The sequence below is a fragment of the Planococcus liqunii genome (genome assembly GCF_030413595.1).
In the GTDB taxonomy this organism is placed as follows: Bacteria; Bacillota; Bacilli; order Bacillales_A; family Planococcaceae; genus Planococcus; species Planococcus liqunii.
This window is the reverse complement of sequence record NZ_CP129238.1, coordinates 518,988-540,087: the sequence shown is the minus strand read 5'-3', so window position 1 is coordinate 540,087 and position 21,100 is coordinate 518,988. Positions and strand designations below refer to the sequence as shown.

Here is a 21,100-nt window from a genome sequence, read left to right as displayed (position 1 = left end):
GTAAAGAAAAGCGGAAGCACCTGTTCAGTCCCGACAAGCGCTCGAGCCTGGACAAAGAAACGCCTAATCCATCATTTGCCTGCAAGCTAAAAAGTCAGCCGGAAAATAACTCCGGCTGACTTTTTTCTGCATTGGCAGCTCTCTGGTCAGAGGGTTCATACCAGGCGAGAATGCGGCTGGCATCGTCTTTTTCCATGTGCTCAATCCGCGCCGTCGCACCCATCATTCCCGATTTAATCGTCGATTGAATGGAAGCTAAGCTTTTTCGGCGCTGGAAATAGCTCTGGGTCACGTCGATCGCCTGCACTCTTCTCTTCATCATAAAGAAAGTATGCTTGCTGAACCCTCGGAACTGCATCGTCAATTGCTTATTCGCTAAAGCGTAGCCAGCCGTCTTGTGCTGCCAGATGCCCAATAAGACAATAACCGGTACAATCAGCAGAGCAAACAGGCCGTACGGGTAGAAATAGTAGCCGATTGCCGCAACGAACGGCACCATCCAAAGAAAATCGAGGCGATAATAAAAATGGACGCTTCGTTTAGGTGCTTTTGCCATAACCGGTTCCCAGTCCATGTCCGGAAACAACTCCTGCAGGACCGGCAGCATCGTCGATTTTTTAGCCAACGGGAACAAGCGGATTTTTTCATCTTTATCCCCGATGGATCCGCCGGCGCTTTCTACAGTTACCGTGGCATAGCCGAATAGTTCACGCAGCGGATTTTGTGAAACCTTAATGCCCTGCACCCGTTTGAAGGGAACCGATACTTTCTTTTTCTCCAGCAATCCCCTGGTTAGGTAAATATGATCTTCATCCGTTTGGATGGTGAAATGGTAGTTCGCAAAAATGGCCAATATGACAGAAATCACCCACGCAATCAACAAGGCGACAAAAATGGTCAGTGCCACAATCAAATAGCCAAACCGGAGAAACAGCATGACTTCTTCATAAATCGCGTCATAAGGAATCAATTCGGAAAACTGGGACAGAAAAACAGCGGCGGCTGACAGCACCACTCCGATTCCGCCGGAAGTGGTCGCAAGCACCAAAAGTTCTTTCATTGTCATCCGGTACAGCGTCTTAACGGGTTTCTTTTCTTCCACAACCGGCTCTTCCACCGCAGCCAAATCGCTTTCCACTGCTGTTTCCCGCTGGACGCCACGTTTCGCTTCTTCCATTTTCCGCTCAATGCGGTCTGCATCTTCCCGGGAAATAGCGGTCAATTCCGCTTCGGCTTGCCCAACTTTTCCAGATCCGGCCGTTTCCACTTTCACTTTCACCAAACCAAGCGGCCGGTGAAAAATCCCTTCCGTGTAATTGAGGCTTTGAATGCGGTCGAACGGAATATAACGCTTTTTCTTGACGAACAATCCGTATTCAATCCGCAGTTCGCCATCTTCAAACCAATACACAAACCGCTTCCATTTAATGATTCCGGCAATCAGGACAAATACCAGCACAACTGATCCAATCAGCACCGGAATCAGCCCTTGCCACCCTTGATTGAACATTCCGCTGATGCCGCCGTCCCGGAAAAGATTGACGCCGAATACGACCAGAAACGGAACGATCAGTTCTTTTAGCCCTTTGACGAAGTTGATCAGCGCCGAGACCGGATGCAATTTATAGTAGGTTTCAGACATCGTCTTCCGCCACCCTTGCCAGCACAGAAATTCTCGCTCTCAGTTCATCTGCTTCCGCTGTAATCAAAGCCGGAATGGTATGCGTGGTCGCAGCAGTGGAGATCGAGATTTCGGCCAAATCGTATTTTCTCAAAATCGGGCCTTGCTCGGTATCGACGTGTTGGACTCTTACCATTGGCACCAGTGTCCGCTTCACAATAAATAAGCCGTGCTGCAATTCAATTTCCTGTTCGCGCACTTCATAGCGCCAGCGTTCCCACCGGATTTTCGGAAATAAGTAAATGAATAAAGTTCCGTATACAATTACAATTGCTGCATAAACAGCATAAAGCCACTGGGGCCAATCAAAAAAGTAAGTGAGTACTCCGGCTCCAATCATCAGGACTGCGAGGATGGCCGTTTGAATCATTCCGTATAATCGCCAAACCCTTAATCCTTTTCTGGAAATCTGGTTTTTTGGTTGATGCTCCATGCGCTTCTCTCCATTCGCGTATCTTGCTTTACTATACGATGTTAACGGTAATGGGTTTCACTCTTATTGTACCTGAGAACCGCGACGCAAAAAAGGCGGATACGAAAACAGTTTCCTGTTTCGTATCCGCCTTTTATTTAAAATATGCATAAGTCTGTAGATAACGTGTATCTGTGTCCAGACTCCAGTGCCGAGCTCCTCAGGACATAAGTCAACCCAGCTGTGTGGCAAAGAGCGCCACTTCGCTGGTCTGCCTTATGCCTGTCGGAGCTGAACAGGCGCTTCCGCTTTTCTTAACCTTCGTGACGGCGAGTGCGTCCCGGACGGCCTGCACCGCTTCCGCTTCCGCCTTCGCGACGGCGTCCAGCGCCTGAACCTGAACGGCTTGAAGATGGACGGCCTGATCCAGTAGAACGGCTGCCTTTATAGCCGCCGCCTCCACTGCTGCGTCCACCTTTGCCTTTATAGCCGCCGCCTCCGCGGGATGGCAATGGGCGTTCTTCAGAGATAGAAACCGGTACATCTTCCGGCTCTTTTGTCATTGTTTTAAGAGCTGCTGCAATCAAATCAACTGCATCGAACTTCTCAAGCATTTCTGCCGCAAATGTACGGTAGTCGCCCAAGTTGTTTTTCTCAGTCATTTCTTGCAATTGTTCCATCGCAACGCGTTTTTGGCCTAATACAGCCTCGTCAGCAGTCGGAGGGATCAAAGCTTCCATTTTTTTCTTAGTTGTGCGTTCAACGATGCTCAAGTAGCCCATTTCACGTGGTGTTACAAACGTGACTGCGACTCCTTTTTTGCCTGCACGGCCAGTACGGCCGATACGGTGAACATAGCTTTCAGGATCTTGTGGAATATCAAAGTTGTATACATGTGATACGCCTGAGATATCAAGTCCGCGAGCTGCTACGTCAGTTGCAACCAAGATATCGACTTTGCCTGCTTTGAATTGCTTCAATACAGACATACGTTTTGCTTGGCTAAGGTCACCGTGAATTCCTTCAGCTACATAGCCGCGGATATTCAAAGCTTTTGCTAATTCGTCCACCCGGCGTTTTGTGCGACCAAAAATGATTGCAAGTTCCGGTTGTTGAACGTTGATTAGGCGTGAAAGGATGTCGAATTTTTCGCGTTCTACCGATTTAACATAGAACTGCTCGATGTTTTCAACAGTCATTTCTTTTGATTTGATTTTTACGATTTCTGGAGTCTTCATGAATTTCTCTGCAATGCGGCGGATTGCATCCGGCATAGTTGCTGAGAACAACAAAGTCTGGCGCTCTTCTGGAACGCTTGACATGATTGTTTGGATGTCTTCGATGAAGCCCATGTTCAACATTTCGTCCGCTTCGTCAAGGATCAATGTGTTTACATTGTCCAATTTAAGCGTACGGCGGTTGATGTGATCCAAAAGACGTCCAGGTGTACCAACGATAATTTGTGGGCGGTTTTTAAGTGCACGGATTTGACGGCTAATTTCTTGGCCACCGTATACTGAAAGGATGCGCACGTTTTTATCTTGGCCCAGTCTGTAAAGTTCTTCAGAAACTTGGATAGCCAATTCGCGTGTCGGTGCGATAACTAAACCTTGGACGTTGCCATCTTTAGTGTCGATTTTTTCAATCAACGGAATACCGAAAGCAGTTGTTTTACCAGTACCAGTCTGTGCTTGCCCGATAATGTCCTTGCCTTCCATGCCAAGACGGATCGTACCTTCCTGGATTGGTGTTGCTTCTTCAAACCCCATGCGTCGTACGGACTTTAAAGTTGTTTCGCTAATATTTAACTCTGAAAATTTTACCAAATTTTTTCAATCTCCTTTTGTCTTCATCTTATTTACAAATGGTGTACATTTTAGATGAAATCGTGACAAAGTCGAGCCTTTATGAGGAAGTTTCACGTCGAAAATCATACTCTGTAGTTTTAAGTCAGAGGGGATGTGTGAACAGAAAAAGCTCGGGCGTTGCCGAGCGGTCTGATCGGCGGGTTTTTTCATGCCCAATAAGTAGAACAAACCGTTTTGCTCAAAAAAATACTCTTCACAGGGAAGAGTGTCTCAAAAATGTATCCATTGCTTTCATTAGAATAGCACGATTTCCAAGTACTTGCAATCAATACGCAAAGGTTCTAATAATCAGTTTACTCTGCGCCCTTTTTCATGAATCCAAGGACCTGCATAAACCAATCGTCGCAATCTTCGCTATAACAGATCAAATGCTTGCCGGAGTCGGAATGGATAATGTGCTTTTCTTGAGAACCGATGTTGTCGTAAATATGCTCAGCCGCCGAAACTGGGACAATGCCGTCTTTTCTCCCTTGTACAATGATAACCGGTGCTTTGATTTGCTGGTAATGCGGTTCCACCATTTTGACCACTTTCAGGAACTCCGCTGTCGATCCCGGAGGTGTATGCGTCAATTTGTATTTGTATTGCTGGAAAAACTCATTGTCTTTTAAATTCCCTTTTACGGCATCGGCCATTGTTTCTCTCATCTCCGCCAAGAGCTGGGCCGCACTAATATACTTGGCCGCTGCGCTCAGCAGCACCAGTCGTTCCACTTTATAGCGCAGGGCCAGATACATGGCGATCAGCCCGCCCATCGAAAAGCCGACGATTATGACCCGGTCCGTTTCTCTTTTCAGCTTCCGCAGCGCAATTTCTGTTGCCATCATCCAATGTTCGGCTTTTGTTCCGCGCAGGTTCAACTGTCTGCCGTGGCCCGGAAGCGTCGGCACTTCCACTACCCAATCTGTATGCTTTTCAATAAACTCGGCAAACGGCTCCACCTCGTAAGGCCCGCCGGTATACCCGTGAATGCACAAAACTCCTGTCTTCAAGCAACTCTCCTCACTTCCTTTAAGATCATCCCTCTGACTTCAAAAGCTTTATCTTCTATAGTAGATCCCACATCTTGGATCTGGCAGAACTGGTTTTCCGGATAATTTAAAACAGCGGAGGCAAAGTCCCCCGCTGTTTGTTAGTTCTCGATAAAAGGTTCAACCACCCGTTCAAGTGCCATGCCGCGGGATCCTTTAACAAGGATCAGTGAATCCGCTGTAATGCGCTCTTCTAAAAATTGAACGATCGGCACGTAATCACTTTCGCTCCAGATCAATTGCCCTTGGTAAGTGTCTTTCATTTTCTCATAAAGCCATTTCATGCGCGGCCCGTACAAGCAAACCCCGTGGATATCTTCCGAAATGGAGGCTTGAATGGCTTCGTGGTATTCCTGTTCGGTGTCGCCAAGTTCCAGCATATCGCCAAGGACAAGCCACTTGTCTTCTTTCATGGTCGTTTCCCGCACAAAATTCAATGCCGCTTTCATGGAAGAAGGCGCTGCGTTGTATGCATCGTTGATAAATGTTGCACCGTTTTTTGCAGGAATGATCTGCATGCGCATATCGGTCAATGCCGCATTCTTCAACGACTTGCGGATGTCTTCTTCCGACAAACCAGCTTCCAGCGCAATCAAAATGGCGGACAATGTGTTCTTCACCTGGTGTTCACCGAGAACCGGAATGGAGAACGGCGCATCGATAATTCCGCTGACCTGAAAACTGCTGCCGTTTTCAGTTGCTTTGATATCGGTAACTGCCAGCTCGTTATTATTATCAAATCCGAACGATACAGCTTGAGGGAAATCTTCGACAAAAGGCTGAAGCAATGGCTCATCGCCGTCGTAGAATAATTTCCCGTGGGTTTCCAATCCAGCCGTAATCTCGAATTTCGCTTTGGCGATGCCTTCGCGGGAACCAAGGTCCTGCATATGGGCTTCACCAATGTTCGTGATCACTGCATAATCCGGACGGGCAAGCAGGGATAAAAACTCGATTTCACCAAAACCGCTCATGCCCATTTCCAACACCGCAAACTTCGTATCTTCATCCAACGACAAAATTGTCAAAGGCAAGCCGATTTCGTTATTGTAATTGCCTTGTGTTTTCTGCACTTTAAAATACGGCTTTAATACACTCGCCACTAAATCTTTTGTTGATGTCTTGCCGTTCGATCCGGTAATGCCGATGACCACAGTCGACAGTTCATCGCGGTACGCTCTCGCCATTTCCTGAAGCGCCGTTTTTGGATCTTCAACAATCAGCAGCGGCAAATCTTTTGGCGGGTTTGGCTCATCCTGCTGCCAAAGTGCGGCAGCTGCCCCTGCTTCAAACGCCTGCTGGACATATTTATGCCCATTGGTATTTTCTCCGCGGAACGGAATGAACAAATCGCCAGGCTGAAGCGTTCGGGTGTTGATCGAAACACCTGTAATTTCAATTCCTTTAAAATTCGTTTTTATATCAAGCCATTTGGCCAGTTCTTCAATCTTCTTTTTCATCAGGTATCTCCACTCAATCCATTTTTACTTGCAATAATTGCTTGTCTTCATAACGTTCAATGGCTAAGGCAATCAGGCGTTCAATCAATTCCGGGTAAGGCAGCCCCGTGTTTTCCCATAACAGCGGGAACATACTGAACGGCGTAAAGCCCGGCAAGGTGTTTACTTCGTTGATCAAAATCTCGTTTGACGCCGTCACAAAGAAATCGGCCCGGACAAGGCCTGAACAATCCAGTACTTTAAATGCTTTTTTCGCTGAAGCCACAAGTTCTGCGTAAACGTCTTCGTCCAGTTCTGCGGGAATAATCATCGCGGTATTGCCGTCTTTGTATTTCGCCTGGTAATCGTAAAACGCTTTAAGGGGCTTGATTTCTCCGGCAACCGAACATTCCGGCACATCATTGCCAAGCACCCCGACTTCGATTTCACGGGCTGCGACGCCTTGTTCAACCACAATTTTGCGGTCGAATTTCAAAGCTTCTTCTACGGCTGCAACCAGTTCCTGTTCGTTTTCCGCTTTGCTGATGCCGACGCTTGAACCTAAATTAGCAGGTTTGACAAAAACCGGCCATTTCAGTTCACTTGCCACTTTGTTCACCCAGAAATTTTGGTCGTTGTGCCATTCCCGGCGAATAAAGTACACATAAGGCGTTTGGTTTAAACCGGCTATTTCAAACAGCTGCTTCATTACAACTTTGTCCATGCCGGCAGAAGATGCCAGCACTCCGTTGCCCACATATGGCAAATTCATCACTTCCAGCAATCCTTGAACCGTGCCGTCTTCTCCATTTGGTCCATGCAGCAACGGAATAATGACTTCCAGGCTTTTTTCAGCTTCTTCAGGCAAGAAACCGGAAATGTCATGTGGATGAGACGAGCCTTCCGCCAATTGAAGCTGTTCAATTGTCTGAGCCGGTCCTTCCAGCATTGGACCCTTTACCCATTCCCCTTCTTGGGTAATGTAAATCGGATATATTTCATACTTCTCAAAGTTTAAAGCATTTGTAACTGCCAGCGCAGTGGAAAGCGACACTTCATGTTCTGCCGATTTGCCACCATATAGTAAACCAATACGTTTTTTCATCCGTTAAACCTCCGCTTATGTCCAGTTCCGAATTCTTCGGCGCTTTTCATGTTCTTAATTTCATTTTGCATATTGCTTAGTTTATCACGAACAGCGAAAGACGAAAAATTTTTTCCGGGCAGCGGCCCAAATAGTTCCGCATATCAGCTTTATATCCTAGTTATACAGACAAAAAAATAATACCCGTTTCCGGGTATTATCTCCATTGCTTCGTTTTCCGGTCGAAAATGATTTTGCGGGTGACTTCCTGTTTTGTGTAATCTCCGATATCTGACCAAAATTCATCCAAAAACGAAATCTCTTCGACTGACCGAATATGCAATTCAATCGTGTTCTTTGTTTTTTCAGGGTCTGCAAGCGAAATCAAAGCCCCTTCACGGAAATCGTTTTTCAACGAAGCCAAAATTTCCCGCGGCACTTCCGGTACCAGGTCTTTCGGTTTGCGGCGCCAGAAATTCTGCCCGCTCGTTTCTTTGCGGATCAGTTGGGTAAAGTAATTGCCGACCAACTCATTCAATCGTTCCATGTAGCGGAAATAAATTTTAGTTGTCTGCTCTTCTTCGCTCGATAAATAAACAAACTCATTTTGTAAATCTGCGTAAAAAGGAGGGCGCACTGTTTCTTTTTTATGGCCAATATACAACAGCTCGGCCTGCTCTTGGGGAGTCAAAGAATTTAATTGCTTCTCGTTTTTAAAATCAATCCAGCAAAATTCGCTTTTTTTATGAGCCAGCGCTTTTCGAAGCTGCACAAAATCTTCTTGTCCAACAAATTCCATGTAAGTATGCATATTGAACGAAGCGTCTTCATATGGATGTTTGAGCAACAGGAGATTTTTGGGCATCTTCATAGCGTCCAAAAATTGGGCAAAGGTTAAGCCACTAAAAAGAGCAAACTGATCGGCTTCATTTAGATAAATGTATAAATGCTGTATGTAATAATCCGCGTTTAACGGTTTTTTGACCATATCCCCCACTCCAATCTCCTTTTTACATTATACGACCATTCCAATGAAATATGAAACATCCTAGCTCTATTTGCGTCATTACTTTTGGTATAGGCACATTCGCTGAGAATACGCTATAATGTAAACCGACTCTCAATCCTAAAAAAGTACAGGTGAACGCAAATGCATACTAACAAGAGCTTTTCCGATCGCATTGATTGGCCGCTCGCTTTTATATTGTTTCTCTTTTTCGCTGTTTCTTTGATTGCCATTTCTTCAGCCCAAACATCAGGCCAATATTTGACGAATTTTGTGCCAAGGCAAGCTCTTTTTTATTTTATTTCCATCTGTATGATTGCTGTGCTGATGTACTTCGATCCTGAACAGTATAAAAAGATGGCTTATTACCTTTACGGGCTTGGCATCTTTCTCCTGATCGTGCTAATGGTCTCACCCGACGGACCTGGCCAAATTGCGGAACCTGTCAACGGCGCAAAAGCCTGGTTCCATACGCCGTTTGTCAATATCCAGCCGGCAGAATTTATGAAAACCTTCTATATTTTAGCTTTAGCAAAAATGATTTCTTCCCATCATGAAAAAAACCCGTTAAAGACGATGAAGACCGATTTGATTCTGCTTGGAAAAATCCTTTTCTGTTTGATGATTCCGCTCGGCTTTATCCTGCTTCAGCCCGATTTGGGCACCGCGCTTGTCTTTATTGCCATCACGCTTGCGTTGACAATAGTCTCGGGCATTACCTGGAAAATTATTGCTCCAAGTTTCGGCGGCGTAGCAATAATTGGAGCACTCCTTTTATGGATGACCCTTTATATGCAGGATTTTCTATCCAGTGCATTCGGTTTGAAACCGTATATGTTTGAACGGATATACACGTGGCTCGACCCTTATTCCTACGCAGAGTCAGGCGGCTATAATTTGATCGCTGCAATGAACGCCATCGGTTCAGGCGAAGTGTTCGGAAAAGGCTATCAAGGCCGGCAAGTGTATGTTCCGGAAAATCACACCGACTTTATCTTTACTGTCATTTCGGAGGATTTCGGATTTGTCGGAGCCAGCGCCGTCATTATCCTATTCTTTATGCTGATTTACCACTTAACAAGAATCACGCTTCAGTTTAAAGACACGTTCAGCACGTACGTCTGTGCCGGAATCATTGCCATGATCACGTTCCACGTTTTCCAAAATATCGGCATGACAATTCAGCTGCTCCCGATTACCGGAATCCCTCTTCCGTTCATCAGCTACGGGGGAAGTTCACTGATCGGGAATATGCTGGCCGTCGGCATCGTGTTCAGTATGAAGTTTCATCACCGCAACTATATGTTTGGCAACGATAAAGAAATCGATTAAAAAACTCCGACGCTGGGCGTCGGAGTTTTTTGCATTCATTATTGAATTTGCGGTGCTTGCGGCAAAGCCAGAGCTTTCAATAATTCTACACGAGATTTTGTGATGTTTACTTGGATTCCCAGTTTCGATAAATTTGAAACGATTTTGCGAACTTCAACGTCTTTCGCCATCCAGATCACCTCTTTATATTTTCATACTGTTATTGACGTTTAAAATGACAGTCAGTTTCGTATGTATGGGTTAATAGTTGACTTTTCTGTGTCTATGCATATAATACCATCTTTTCAGAACTTTAAACTTTTCATTTTGATGACAAAGTAAAAAATTTGTAAATGCTTGTCCGGAAAAGAGTCAGCCTTGAATTTTTTTGCAGCCGCTCCGTTGTCCTCCTTCGCCTGGTTCCTCTCTTCTTGATTTTTACTGGATTGTTGTTCTTATTGAACAAAGGTAAAATAGAAGCAGAGCCTTTTAGAAAGCAGGAGTTTCACATGAAAAAAACCATTTTGTTGTTGATGTCTGTCCAATTTTTCGTTTATCTGGGTTTCGGCATTATTATTCCGGTTTTGCCGGAGGTTGTGGTCCAGCAGGGATATGCAGATATCCACGTAGGCGGCCTGATTACCATCTATGCCCTCGCATCGTTTTTCACCGCACCGCTTTGGGGCCGGCTGTCTGATAACGTCGGACGCAAAAAATTGATTTTAACCGGTTTAGCCGGTTTCAGCCTGAGCTTCTTTTTATTTTCCTTATTCCTCGACCATTTGGTTTTATTGTACGCATCGCGCATCATTGGCGGGTTGTTCTCGGGTGCCCTTTACACAGCCGTAACCGGGTATGTTGCGGATATCACCACTTCGGAAGAGCGCAATAAATACATGGGGCTGCTTGGCATGTCCATCGGCCTGGGCTTTATATTCGGCCCGGCAATCGGCGGGCTGCTCGGTGCCGTATCCCTTTCATTGCCGTTTACTGCATCTGCCGTCCTGGTGCTCGCGCTGATGGTATATGCCGGCATCGTTTTAAAAGAACCGGATCGTTCAGGGGAAGCGGTCAAACGGAAGCTGCTGCCGCAAGGTGCCGCCATGCTTTGGAACTACCGCATCCGTTACTTGTTCCTGTTCTCGTTTACGGTAACTTTCCTGCTGGCTGGATTGGAATCAACGTTCCAGCTGTTTCAAATCGACCAGATCGAAATTACACCGCTGCAGCTCGGCTACCTCTTTATGGCCAGCGGGTTTGTTGATGCCGCCATCCAGGGAGGCGTTGTCCGCCGGGTCAAAGACGGCACGGAAACCAAATGGATCATCGGCGCCCAAATCGTGACGGCGGCAGGACTGTTTTTGCTGCCCTTCACTTCAAACCTGGTTTTCGCGGGTATTGCCCTCAGCATTTTTACTGCCGGCAACGCACTTGCCCGAACCGTACTCGTATCACTTACATCCAAAGAATCCGGTGGTAAATACGGAACTGCCGCCGGCATGACTTATTCCATGGATAATATGGGCCGCATCATCGGGCCGCTGTTTTTCACTTGGCTCCTGACGCTCCAATCCGGATCGATTTATTACTTGTCGGGTCTGTTGGCCTTGCTTAGCATCGGGTTGATCATCGTCTACAGAAGCTCCGCTAAAACATTGCAGACAAATGAAAAAGCAAGCACCTCTTCATGAGGCGCTTGCTTTTTCACTTTTTCTTAAACTGGCGTACCGCCATTGATGTTCAACACTTGCCCGGTTACGTAAGACGAGTCATCTGACGCCAGGTAAACATAGCCCGGAGCCAGTTCATCCGGCTGGCCGGCACGGCCAAGCGGCGTATTCTTGCCGAAGCTCTCTACCTGTTCCGCAGGGAACGAGGCTGGAATTAGCGGGGTCCAAATTGGCCCAGGCGCCACGGCATTGACGCGGATTCCTTGTTCTGCAAGGGATCCGGACAAGGCGCGTGTGAACGATAGGATGGCCCCTTTTGTAGAAGAATAGTCGATCAAAGTCGGCATTCCCTGGAAAGCCGTGATGGAAGTGGTGTTAATAATCGAGCTGCCCGGTTTTAAATGGTCGAGCGCTGCTTTGGTGACGTGGAACATGCCGAATACATTTGTCCGGAACGTCCGCTCCAATTGCTCCGCCGTTATGTCTTTCAACGAATCCTGCAGATGCTGCTCGGCGGCATTGTTGACGAGAATATCCAATTGACCGAATTCATCGATCACTTTTTGCACGGCTTCCTGGCAGAATGCTTCATCGCCGATATCGCCAGCAATCAGGAGGCAGCGCTTCCCTTCTTTTTCAACATACTTCTTTGTTTCTTCTGCATCTTCATGTTCATCCAGATAAGCAATGGCGACGTCTGCCCCTTCTTTTGCAAAAGCTACGGCAACTGCGCGTCCGATGCCGCTGTCCCCACCGGTAATCAATGCCGTTTTCCCTGGCAAACGCTGTGCTTTTCCAGCGAGATTGCCGGTAAAATCAGGCTCTGGCGTCATTTTGGATTCAAAGCCCGGTTGGCGTTCCTGTTCTTGCGGCGGCAAGTTTTCTGGTTTGTCTTTTTCCATTTTGCTTCATCCTCTCTGATTTTTCATGTCTTTGGCATTTTTCCCTTTGAATCCACAGCTAAACCTGAAAATACGAAAAACAGCCGGACCCAAGGCTGGAGTCCGGCTGGCAACATGTTTTATTGTTTTTGCAGAATCACGCTGTCGGAAGAATTGCCAAGTGCAGGGTATGCTTCTTTGATCACGCTTGTCCGGATCATATATGCGGTTAAAACGATTAGGCACAGGCTGCTTCCCAAAACCACGTATTCGGCCGGAACCTGATCATACAGCAAGCCGAATAACAGATACCCAAGCGGCATCATCGCCATTGCCATCGATTCCAGGATTCCGAAGACGCGTCCGCGGTATTCCTCGTCGACGTCTTTTTGCATCATGATGCCAATCGGTGTATTCACACACACATTCGACACACCGAAAGCGAGCACCAGAATGATCAAGTAGCCGACGTTCAGGTTATAAGAAAATTCTAAGATGAGCGGCAAACCAAGGGCAGCAAGAAGCACGGACATCATCAGAATGGCTCGCTTGGAAAACAGCAGCGGAAACTTCACTTCTTTTCGGACAGAGAAGTAAATGGATCCCGCCAGCATGCCGACCGCAATCATGGCTTCGATTACACCAAAATGAGCCGACTCCACTTTTAATTGCTGAATCGCGATAAACGGCAAGCCGATCATCAATGCAGAGAAAAAGAAATTCAGCCCGATAGCGGTCGTCACAATGACCATGATCACCCGGTTGGTTCTTAAATAAGCGACGCCTTCTTTCATGCCTTGAATGACCGATGGTTTCGGCTGTTCTTTCGACTTCGCTTCAACAGTGGTAAACAATTTGAAGTTCATCGTCGCTTCCAGGGAAAGTGCGATGAAGTAAGCGGCAATTTCAATGACGAGAAAAACATTCATGGAAACAAATCCGAACAAAGCACCTCCGATGACAGGTCCGCCGATCGCCGCAAGGGAAACCGCCGATTGGTTAAATCCCATCGCTTTTTGGATGCGGTCTGAATCGATCAAATTCGCGATGGATGCCGAAAACGTGACACCGTTGAACATGGAGAAAACCGATACCAAGGCCGTTGCTGTATAAATGGCCGGAAGCGACAGCCCTGCAATCATGCTATACCCCAGCAATCCGCCGACTGAAAGAATACCGCCGAGCTGCGATGCGATAATCAGCTTTTTCTTCGAATAATTATCGGCCGCATACCCGGCAAGCGGTGCCAAAATTGTCCGAGGCAAAATACTGCTGATGAGATTGATGGCAAAACTCGCAGCCGATCCCGTTAAAGCTAACACGTATAAGCTAATCCCGAATGCATAAACACTGCTGCCGAAAGTTGAAATCAATTTACTGACCGTGAATGTGTACAAATGGTAACTTGCCCGTTTAAGCTTTGCCGCTTCTGACATTTTTCTCGCTCCCCTTTAGTAAGTTTAATTTAATTAAACAAAATATAACATGCCGAAACTAGCAATACAAGAGAAAGTTTAATATAATTAAACTAATATTTGAAAGAGGTGGTAGAGTGGAAACATTGGGCGAACGCATCAAGAAATTGCGCAAAGAAAAAGGCCTTACATTGCAGACACTCGCAGGTGAAGTTCTGACGAAAGGCATGCTTAGCTTGATTGAAAACAACAAAGCCAAACCTTCCATGGAAAGCTTAGCTTATATAGCGGGACAGCTCGGTGTCCATCCGAATGAATTGCTTGAGGAAGTCCCGACAACGGAACTGCGCGAATTGCTTCAGGAAGTTGAAACGCTTTATAAAGCAGATCTGTATCAGCCGGATGATTTCAAACCCATTGTCGATAAGATCGAACCGTATGCCGAAAAGCTGCCCTACCGCTACGAGTCCGCCCGGCTTTTGGAAATCTATAGCCGCTGTCTGTACTATGCAAAATTTCCGGACTGGCAGCCGGTACTGGAACGGGCGGAAGCCATGTACGAAGGGCTGCATTTAATCAATAACAGCGCCGATGTCCATATGTTCCGGGCCATGGTAACGTTTCAGCAGCACGACTACGCGGAAGCCTTGAAAATGCTGCAGGACTCACGGCGCTCTTTCGAAGAACGGGATGCCGTCATTGATTCTTTGAAAAAACTCGACTTCGATTTTCTGGAAGCCATCCTATACTTTGCCATTGGAGAAGATATGGAAGCGCTCCGCGTTTTAAAAGAAGGCATTGATTATTCACGAGAACATCAAATTTACTACAAGATCAACGACCTTTACCGGGTGATGAGTTTCCATGCCATGCTTTCAGGCGATCTTCAACGGAAAGGATATTACGTCAGCAAACTTCGGTTGTTCGCCGAGTTTTCGGAAGACGAAAAGATTGAAACGACTCTTGATCTGTTAGAAGCTCATTACCTTAATTCCTTCGCACATGACTATGAAAAAGCGACCCCTATAATCGATTTCAATCTTGAAAAATACAAAGACGAAGACAATTTTCAATTTTATTTGGAGAAAGGGAAAGCATTATATGGGCTGAAAAAAATGGATGAAGCGCTTTATTGGCTACAAAAGCATCAGATCTACGAACACCTTCACCATCCTTACGACTTATCAATGAATTACGAAAAAGACGCGTACTTGGCGCTGATTTATGAACAGCAAGGCCAACATGATTTAGCAGTGAAGCACGCGGCCATCGCCAAAGAAAATATCGAACCGATGCTGGACTTGCCTTATAAAAAATTCATCTTGGATGTATACTGGCAGATCACCCAATAAAAAAACCCGCCAATTGGCGGGTTTTTATAATTGGTGGTATTCCGTGTAAACTTTATGAAATTTCATGAGCGATTCCCAATCTGCTTCAAAGCTTGGCTGGATACAGGAAATTTGAAATAAATTGCGGTTTACCAAATAGCCGCTTTTGGCATGCAATTCAAATCCCGACAGGTGTGCATCAAGCGGAAACTGTTTGAAGTCCGCTTCTGCTTTGAACGTAAGCAGCATGGGATAGCCTTCCGCTAAAGCGGGCCAAGTACCGGTTTCCATTTTCATCGTTTCAAAGCGTTCCTGCAAGAGCGAATACCTTTCCGGATAGGCAGCCAGCGCCTGCTTGAAACTTTTCAATAACGGATATGACAAAGTGAACGGCACTTTGTTGCCATACAAGCCGATATCGAGATAAGCAGGCAGGTGCGGATCCGGTTCAATTTCGTGATGGGAAAAAACGATGGCTAATCCGCTTACGGTTCCAACCGCTTTTCCACTTACTGCCGTGGCGAGCCAGACGTTCTTCAAGGAAAATGGGAGAGCACCGAATGTACTGACAGCATCTACGCATAATTTCACTCCAAGCTCCGCACACAACTCCCCTATGGCATCCAAATCGTTCAGCATGCCGACAGACGTTTCTCCGTGCACCATTAGCAGCCAGCCATATTCTCCGCCAGCCAGCTGCCTGCTGATATGATCCAGCGAAAAAGCTTCGCCCCAGTCGGCATCTACTACATCAAAAGAAAGCTGCCATCTGTCGGCTTGTTTTTTCAGGCGCTTGCCGAATTCCCCGTTCACGAGAATCAGCCCTTTTGCTTGCTCCTTTTTCAACTGGGCAATCATCGCTTCATTGGCAAGCGTGCCGCTTCCAGCCAGTATATGCGGATTCGCTTCCGCCAATAGATGCAGCCGGTTTCTTACTTCCTGGCAAAGCGCCTGGAATGCCGAAGACCGGTGGGATACGGGAAAATCTTGAAAAGGCGCCGCAAGTCTTTCGGTCAATTGGACAGGCCCAGGATGAAACAATTTTCTTTTGGTCTGCAGCCTGGCTGCTACGGATTCTGCATAATGCTGGCGCGTCGTCACCATGGGAACAAAGACCGCTTCTCCTTCACCCACCGGATCGGCAAATGCGTGAAAGCCGATTTGGCCGTAGAGCCTTAATTGCCTCGTCGTTCCTGAAATGACGGCAGCGTCGTATCCTTGTTCAAAACAGTAATCCGACAACGCCCGGGCCAACAGGAAAAACACGCGCCCATTGCGATGGGGTTTTCGTACAGCCATCAGGCGGATCTCACAGATTTTTTCAAAATGCGGAAGAAAATTTTCTACCTTCCCAATTTTCTTATCAAGTGAAAACGGACGCTCGTCGCGAAGCGCAATCATGCCGACAATGGCCGTATCCGCCAGCACAATCAAATAAATGTTTTGTCCATGGAAAGAATCAACGCGTGTACCGGATGGATCCGGTTCGTGCTGTGGAATTTCTTCCACAAAGGTTTCATAATTCAATTTGGCGATTTCGTCAAATTCAGATTGGGTCCGAGCAACTTTGCACCAATACAAGCGATTCCCGCCTTCCTATTTTCCACGGAATACTTCTTCTACTTTATAAAGACTCAAATCGATGTCGATAGGTTGCCCGAGCGCCAGTTTCGCCAATTCTTTGCCGAGATAAGGGCCGGCCGTTAAGCCCGAAGAACCGAGGCCATTGGCCATATACAAATTTTGTTGGCCAGGGACCCGCCCAATCACCGGCAGCGCGCTTTGGGTGGATGGCCTGAATCCGGTGCCAGCTCCCGTCACTTCTGCAGCCGCAAGCCCCGGAGCAGCGTCCAATGTTTTATCCAGAATGTGATGGATGCCGCCCGCGGTCAGCTTTGTATCAAACCCCGCATCATTTTCATGTGTTGCACCAGCCACAATGCGGCCGCCTGAAAAAGGCACAACATACAAGCCGTACGGCACCATTGCTACCGGCCAGTCAACCGCGGAGTCTTCTTCTACATGCATGTGAAGAATTTGAGCTTTTTGCGGAACAATGTCCAAAGCCAGTCCAAGCGGTTCAAACAACTCAGCTGCCCATGCGCCGCCTACCGAGACGATGCTGTCTGCAAAAAATTCTTCTGTTTCCGTCCGGACTCCTGTCACTTGTGAATCTTCCACAATTAGTTTGGCGTTGCCGGTAACTTTTCTGGCCCCAAGTTTTACAGCCACACGGATTAAAGCATCTCTGACGGCATGGCCTTCCACGCGTGCCGCGCCGCTGACAAACAGAGACCCATATTCATCAGAAGCAAAAGGAAACAACTCTTTCGTTTGAAGGGGAGACAAACGGTTGATTTCCCCCATTTCCGGAGCCTCTTCCCGCCGCTCATATGCTTTCGCTTCCATTTTATCCAATTTGCTTTCTTCATGAATGCTGACAATCCCGACTTGCTTATAGCCGGTATCTGATTCACCTAATTGTTCCAGTTCCGTTATTAACTCTGGATAATAAGCGGCTCCACTTTTTGCCAGGCCGTACCATGCCTTGTTTCTGCGCTGCGATATCCAAGGGCAGACGATGCCTGCCGCTGCACCGGTCGCTTGTCCGGCATCTTGGCGGTCGATCAAAGTGACAGCTGAACCTAATCTGGCCGCGTGATAAGCGGCAGAGGCACCCAGAATGCCAGAGCCGATAATGATGACTGATTTCATGTATAACACCTAGTTCCTATTTTTTTATTGCACTTTATTTCAAGTTTCTATATGCATTCATTTTACTGGAGATGCCGCTTTTACTCAAACAGCTCCCCTTTTAAAGCCCTCAATGGGTGATTCGAAATCCAGTTTTGGGGTAAAGCAATATATAGAAATGAGTATGAGGAACCAAGAAGGAGGAATTCGAATGGAAAGAAGTTCATCAACTGAAAAAATTTTGCCGGTAACGTCCATCCGGGACGGTTCAGGCACGGAAGTGGTGCCTGGAGTTTATTGCTACACCGTTCAAATTGCAAACGTCTTTTTTATCGGCAATCCTGAAATCAGCAACGAATGGGTATTGGTCGATGCCGGAATGCCAGGTTCGGGCCATCGCATCCTATCTAAAGCCGCAGACCTTTTCGGGCCCGATCACCGGTTAAAAGCCATTATCCTGACCCATGGCCATTTTGACCATGTCGGCGGCTTGATTGATATTCTCGAAGAACACCGGGTTCCGGTCTATGCCCACCCTCTTGAATTTTCATACTTGAAAGGAGCTTCCGATTACCCGGCACCGGACCACGAAGTGGACGGCGGAACGGTAGCCAAAATGTCGTGGGAGTTCCCGCATAAAGCAATCGATATTTCCGCACACCTCCAGGAGCTTCCAGCAAATGGCACGGTCCCTGAAATGCCGGGCTGGCAATGGATTCATACGCCTGGACACACCGAAGGCCATGTCTCCCTATTCCGGGATCATGGACGGGTATTGCTTGCCGGCGATGCATTTGTCACCGTCAAACAAGATTCCCTTTACAAAGTGCTGACGCAAAAACGGGAAGTGCACGGCCCACCGGTATATTTAACGCCCGATTGGCGTTCCGCTTGGGAATCCATTGTTAAGATTGTCGAACTTCGGCCTTCAGTCGCAGCAACCGGACACGGAAAACCGATGCGCGGCGCAGCCCTTGCCAAAGGCTTAGTGAATTTAGCCAATAATTTTCAGGAAGTCGCTGTACCTAAATACGGTAAATTTGTAGAACAGCCAAAAGCCCAGTAATGGACACTCCCCTTGAAAGCATGGCTTTCAGGGGGTTTTTCCGGGAATTTCCTCTCAATTCTTAGAGGCACGAAAAGAAATGAAAATTTAATGTTTAAACATTTCGAAAAAGGGAATACAAATAGTCCAGTCTCGTTTTCTTTAGAAACTGCAATATTAGGAATGGAGATGAGCACGATGACTAAAAAGGCGCTATTTGTTTCTGACCACGGAGATCCGCTGGCAAAATTAGGCGGCAAGCAAGCCGGTGGCCAAAATAACTACGTAAAACAATTAGCTCTTGCCCTTGAAAAAAATGGCTGGCAAATAGATGTCGTTACCCATTGGTGCGACGCTTCAGCACCGCAAATTGAAAAATTCGGAACTGCCTGCCACGTAATCCGCATTGAAGCAGGACATAAAGGTTTCGTATCAAAAGATGAAATGTATACAATGCTTCCGGCATTTTATAAAGAAATGAAAAGCACGCTGCTGCTTTCTTCATATGATCTCGTTCACACGCATTACTGGCTGTCCGGCTTGATCGGAAAACGGTTAAAAGAAGAATTTGGGCTTCCGCTTGTCCATACTTCCCATTCTTTGGGCTGGGCAAAAGCAAAAGCGACAGGAATTCGGGACGCCCGCCGCATAAAAGCAGAAAGAGCAATTTTACAGGCTGCAGACGAAGTTCTGGCAACAACCAACAATGAAAAACAGTTGATTCAACATAACGTCAACTCTCCTTCTCCTATAAAAGTAATCCCCATTGGAGTTGACCAAGCATTTAAAGTGCGTGGAATCCGTACACATCTTAGAAAAAAGGCCGGCTATGACGCCCCCCTCTTTGTTTTCGCCGGCAGATTGGAAGAAACAAAAGGCATTTTCACTTTGTTGGAAGCATTCCAATTGCTCATCCAAAAAGGCGACGAAAGTTTAAGACCACGGCTTTTGATTGCCGGCGGCGAAGAGGATGCTATTGATGCGGAAACGCGTTTGCCGCTTGATGAAAAATTGCGCAATGCCGTCAAAGGAATCGAAGCACACGTGGAATTTTTAGGGCCGCAATCGCAAGAGCAGCTTTCCCTGTTGTTTAATATTGCGACTGCAACCATTGTTCCAAGTTATTACGAATCGTTTGGCATGGTGGCAGCTGAAGCACAAGCCTGCGGAAGCCCGGTAATCGCCTCCGATGTCGGCGGATTGAAAAATGTGGTGCAAAACGGCATCACCGGACTTTTAGTTGATCCGAAAAACGAAATAGATTTGGCCATTGCAATGGAAGTATTGTCGAAAAACACATTGTTGGTTGAACGCTTAAGCCGCCAGGCAGTGCGTATTGCCAGCCGTGATTTTGACTGGACATCTATTTCAAATCGTGTCAATTCAATGTATGAGGTGATTACAAGTGCAGAAAACAAAACATATACTGGCAACCGACCTGGATGGAACACTGGTGGGTGACCCAGACGGCCTTCAGCAATTGCTGGAGTTTTACGAAGAACAGGTTTACGACGTTTCCTTGATTTACATCACCGGCCGGTACTTTGATTCCGCCTTGTCGCTGATCGAAGAAGAAAATCTTCCGGTTCCGGATATCTTGGTTACCGATGTCGGCTCAAGCATTTATGTCGGCAACTCCTTCGACAAAGACCTGGAATGGCAAAAACGGATCAAAGCTAATTGGATGCCGGAAGAAATTCACGCCATTGCTGCGACCGTTCCCGGCCTTACCAAGCAGCCAATGTTTCTGGAAAACCGCTGTTCATACTATGTTTCAGATGAAAAGCCTGTTGAAGAGTTCAGGAACAAGCTAGCTGCGTCTGGCATACCGCATAAATTGATTTTCAGCGGCGGCAAAGACGTGGACATTGTGCCTATGGAAAGCGGCAAAGGCCGCGCTCTTCAATATCTTTTGGATAAATACAAAGTGGAAGATGCCAAACTGCTTGTTGCCGGTGATTCGGGCAATGATCTGGAAATGCTGACGCTCGGCTTCCCTTCCGTTATTGTGGGCAATGCCCAGCCTGAACTGTTGGAAAGTGATGAGCATCCCCGTATTTTCCGAGCGAAAAAAGGCTTTGCCGGAGGCATACACGAGGCATGGACCCACTTTCATTCCGAATAACCTTTTCCAGCCCTCGACGACGGCTGGAAAAGGTTTTTTAGATATTCCGACTGCCTCGATTCCGAGTAAATATTTGTTTTTTTAGCTATTTGGTTTATATTTAGTAG

Annotated in this window: 18 protein-coding genes; 6 read left to right on the top strand and 12 right to left on the bottom strand. The window is 46.8% G+C overall.

Annotated elements, in window-relative coordinates; translation table 11 throughout:
* Window positions 1-94: 94 nt before the first annotated feature.
* The 7 genes from QWY22_RS02805 to QWY22_RS02775 form a co-directional block, all read right to left on the bottom strand.
* Window positions 95-1,642 carry a PH domain-containing protein gene (locus tag QWY22_RS02805; protein ID WP_300982938.1) on the bottom strand — a complete coding sequence of 516 codons (1,548 nt, stop codon included), beginning with the start codon at window positions 1,640-1,642 and terminating at the stop codon, window positions 95-97.
* The gene (locus QWY22_RS02800; protein WP_300982937.1) at window positions 1,635-2,114 is read right to left on the bottom strand and encodes a PH domain-containing protein; all 480 of its coding nucleotides are present in this window, start codon (window positions 2,112-2,114) and stop codon (window positions 1,635-1,637) included. The genes QWY22_RS02805 and QWY22_RS02800 overlap by 8 nt, the downstream gene beginning before the upstream one ends.
* A 293-nt stretch (window positions 2,115-2,407) precedes the next feature.
* On the bottom strand, window positions 2,408-3,919 hold the full coding sequence (cshA, locus tag QWY22_RS02795) for a degradosome RNA helicase CshA (RefSeq protein ID WP_300982936.1): 1,512 nt from the start codon (window positions 3,917-3,919) through the stop codon (window positions 2,408-2,410).
* Between the two features lie 335 nt (window positions 3,920-4,254).
* Complete coding sequence (locus QWY22_RS02790) at window positions 4,255-4,953, bottom strand: alpha/beta hydrolase (RefSeq protein WP_300982935.1); 699 nt, start codon at window positions 4,951-4,953, stop codon at window positions 4,255-4,257.
* Window positions 4,954-5,093: 140 nt separating this feature from the next.
* Window positions 5,094-6,452, bottom strand: a complete 1,359-nt coding sequence (locus tag QWY22_RS02785; protein ID WP_300982932.1) for a UDP-N-acetylmuramoyl-tripeptide--D-alanyl-D-alanine ligase — start codon at window positions 6,450-6,452, stop codon at window positions 5,094-5,096.
* A gap of 13 nt (window positions 6,453-6,465) precedes the next feature.
* Entirely contained in the window at window positions 6,466-7,536 is a 1,071-nt protein-coding gene (locus tag QWY22_RS02780) for a D-alanine--D-alanine ligase (protein ID WP_300982930.1), read from the bottom strand.
* A 196-nt stretch (window positions 7,537-7,732) separates the two neighbouring features.
* The gene (locus tag QWY22_RS02775) at window positions 7,733-8,503 is read right to left on the bottom strand and encodes a hypothetical protein (RefSeq protein WP_300982929.1); all 771 of its coding nucleotides are present in this window, start codon (window positions 8,501-8,503) and stop codon (window positions 7,733-7,735) included.
* 162 nt (window positions 8,504-8,665) lie between these two features.
* Here QWY22_RS02775 and QWY22_RS02770 point away from each other — a divergent pair, with 162 nt between their 5' ends.
* Window positions 8,666-9,853: an FtsW/RodA/SpoVE family cell cycle protein gene (locus QWY22_RS02770; RefSeq protein WP_300982927.1), complete on the top strand. Its 1,188-nt coding sequence runs from the start codon at window positions 8,666-8,668 to the stop codon at window positions 9,851-9,853.
* A 38-nt stretch (window positions 9,854-9,891) separates the two neighbouring features.
* Here QWY22_RS02770 and QWY22_RS02765 read toward each other — a convergent pair whose 3' ends face one another.
* Window positions 9,892-10,023, bottom strand: a complete 132-nt coding sequence (locus tag QWY22_RS02765) for an Lmo0850 family protein (protein WP_268794757.1) — start codon at window positions 10,021-10,023, stop codon at window positions 9,892-9,894.
* A gap of 318 nt (window positions 10,024-10,341) precedes the next feature.
* Between QWY22_RS02765 and QWY22_RS02760 the strand changes: the two genes are divergently transcribed.
* Complete coding sequence (locus QWY22_RS02760; protein WP_053166003.1) at window positions 10,342-11,523, top strand: MFS transporter; 1,182 nt, start codon at window positions 10,342-10,344, stop codon at window positions 11,521-11,523.
* 23 nt (window positions 11,524-11,546) lie between these two features.
* Here the strand turns inward: QWY22_RS02760 and QWY22_RS02755 are convergent, their stop codons facing one another.
* Together QWY22_RS02755 and QWY22_RS02750 are read right to left on the bottom strand one after the other, a co-directional pair.
* Complete coding sequence (locus QWY22_RS02755; RefSeq protein WP_300982924.1) at window positions 11,547-12,404, bottom strand: SDR family oxidoreductase; 858 nt, start codon at window positions 12,402-12,404, stop codon at window positions 11,547-11,549.
* 119 nt (window positions 12,405-12,523) lie between these two features.
* Window positions 12,524-13,819, bottom strand: a complete 1,296-nt coding sequence (locus QWY22_RS02750) for an MFS transporter (RefSeq protein ID WP_300982923.1) — start codon at window positions 13,817-13,819, stop codon at window positions 12,524-12,526.
* A 116-nt stretch (window positions 13,820-13,935) separates the two neighbouring features.
* Between QWY22_RS02750 and QWY22_RS02745 the strand changes: the two genes are divergently transcribed.
* Window positions 13,936-15,150 (top strand): helix-turn-helix domain-containing protein, encoded by a 1,215-nt coding sequence (locus QWY22_RS02745; RefSeq protein ID WP_300982913.1) that lies wholly within the window; start codon window positions 13,936-13,938, stop codon window positions 15,148-15,150.
* 24 nt (window positions 15,151-15,174) lie between these two features.
* Here the strand turns inward: QWY22_RS02745 and QWY22_RS02740 are convergent, their stop codons facing one another.
* Together QWY22_RS02740 and QWY22_RS02735 are read right to left on the bottom strand one after the other, a co-directional pair.
* Window positions 15,175-16,710 carry a GNAT family N-acetyltransferase gene (locus QWY22_RS02740; protein WP_300982902.1) on the bottom strand — a complete coding sequence of 512 codons (1,536 nt, stop codon included), beginning with the start codon at window positions 16,708-16,710 and terminating at the stop codon, window positions 15,175-15,177.
* Between the two features lie 15 nt (window positions 16,711-16,725).
* A complete protein-coding gene (locus QWY22_RS02735) occupies window positions 16,726-17,844 on the bottom strand; it encodes an NAD(P)/FAD-dependent oxidoreductase (protein ID WP_300982900.1) in 1,119 nt (372 codons plus the stop codon).
* Window positions 17,845-18,034: 190 nt separating this feature from the next.
* On the opposite strand from QWY22_RS02735, the gene QWY22_RS02730 reads away from it, so the two are divergent.
* From QWY22_RS02730 to QWY22_RS02720, 3 genes are all read left to right on the top strand, one after another.
* Window positions 18,035-18,889, top strand: a complete 855-nt coding sequence (locus QWY22_RS02730; RefSeq protein WP_300982898.1) for an MBL fold metallo-hydrolase — start codon at window positions 18,035-18,037, stop codon at window positions 18,887-18,889.
* 177 nt (window positions 18,890-19,066) lie between these two features.
* Complete coding sequence (locus QWY22_RS02725; RefSeq protein ID WP_300982897.1) at window positions 19,067-20,329, top strand: glycosyltransferase; 1,263 nt, start codon at window positions 19,067-19,069, stop codon at window positions 20,327-20,329.
* Complete coding sequence (locus QWY22_RS02720; protein WP_300982896.1) at window positions 20,274-20,993, top strand: HAD-IIB family hydrolase; 720 nt, start codon at window positions 20,274-20,276, stop codon at window positions 20,991-20,993. The genes QWY22_RS02725 and QWY22_RS02720 overlap by 56 nt, the downstream gene beginning before the upstream one ends.
* Window positions 20,994-21,100: the final 107 nt, after the last annotated feature.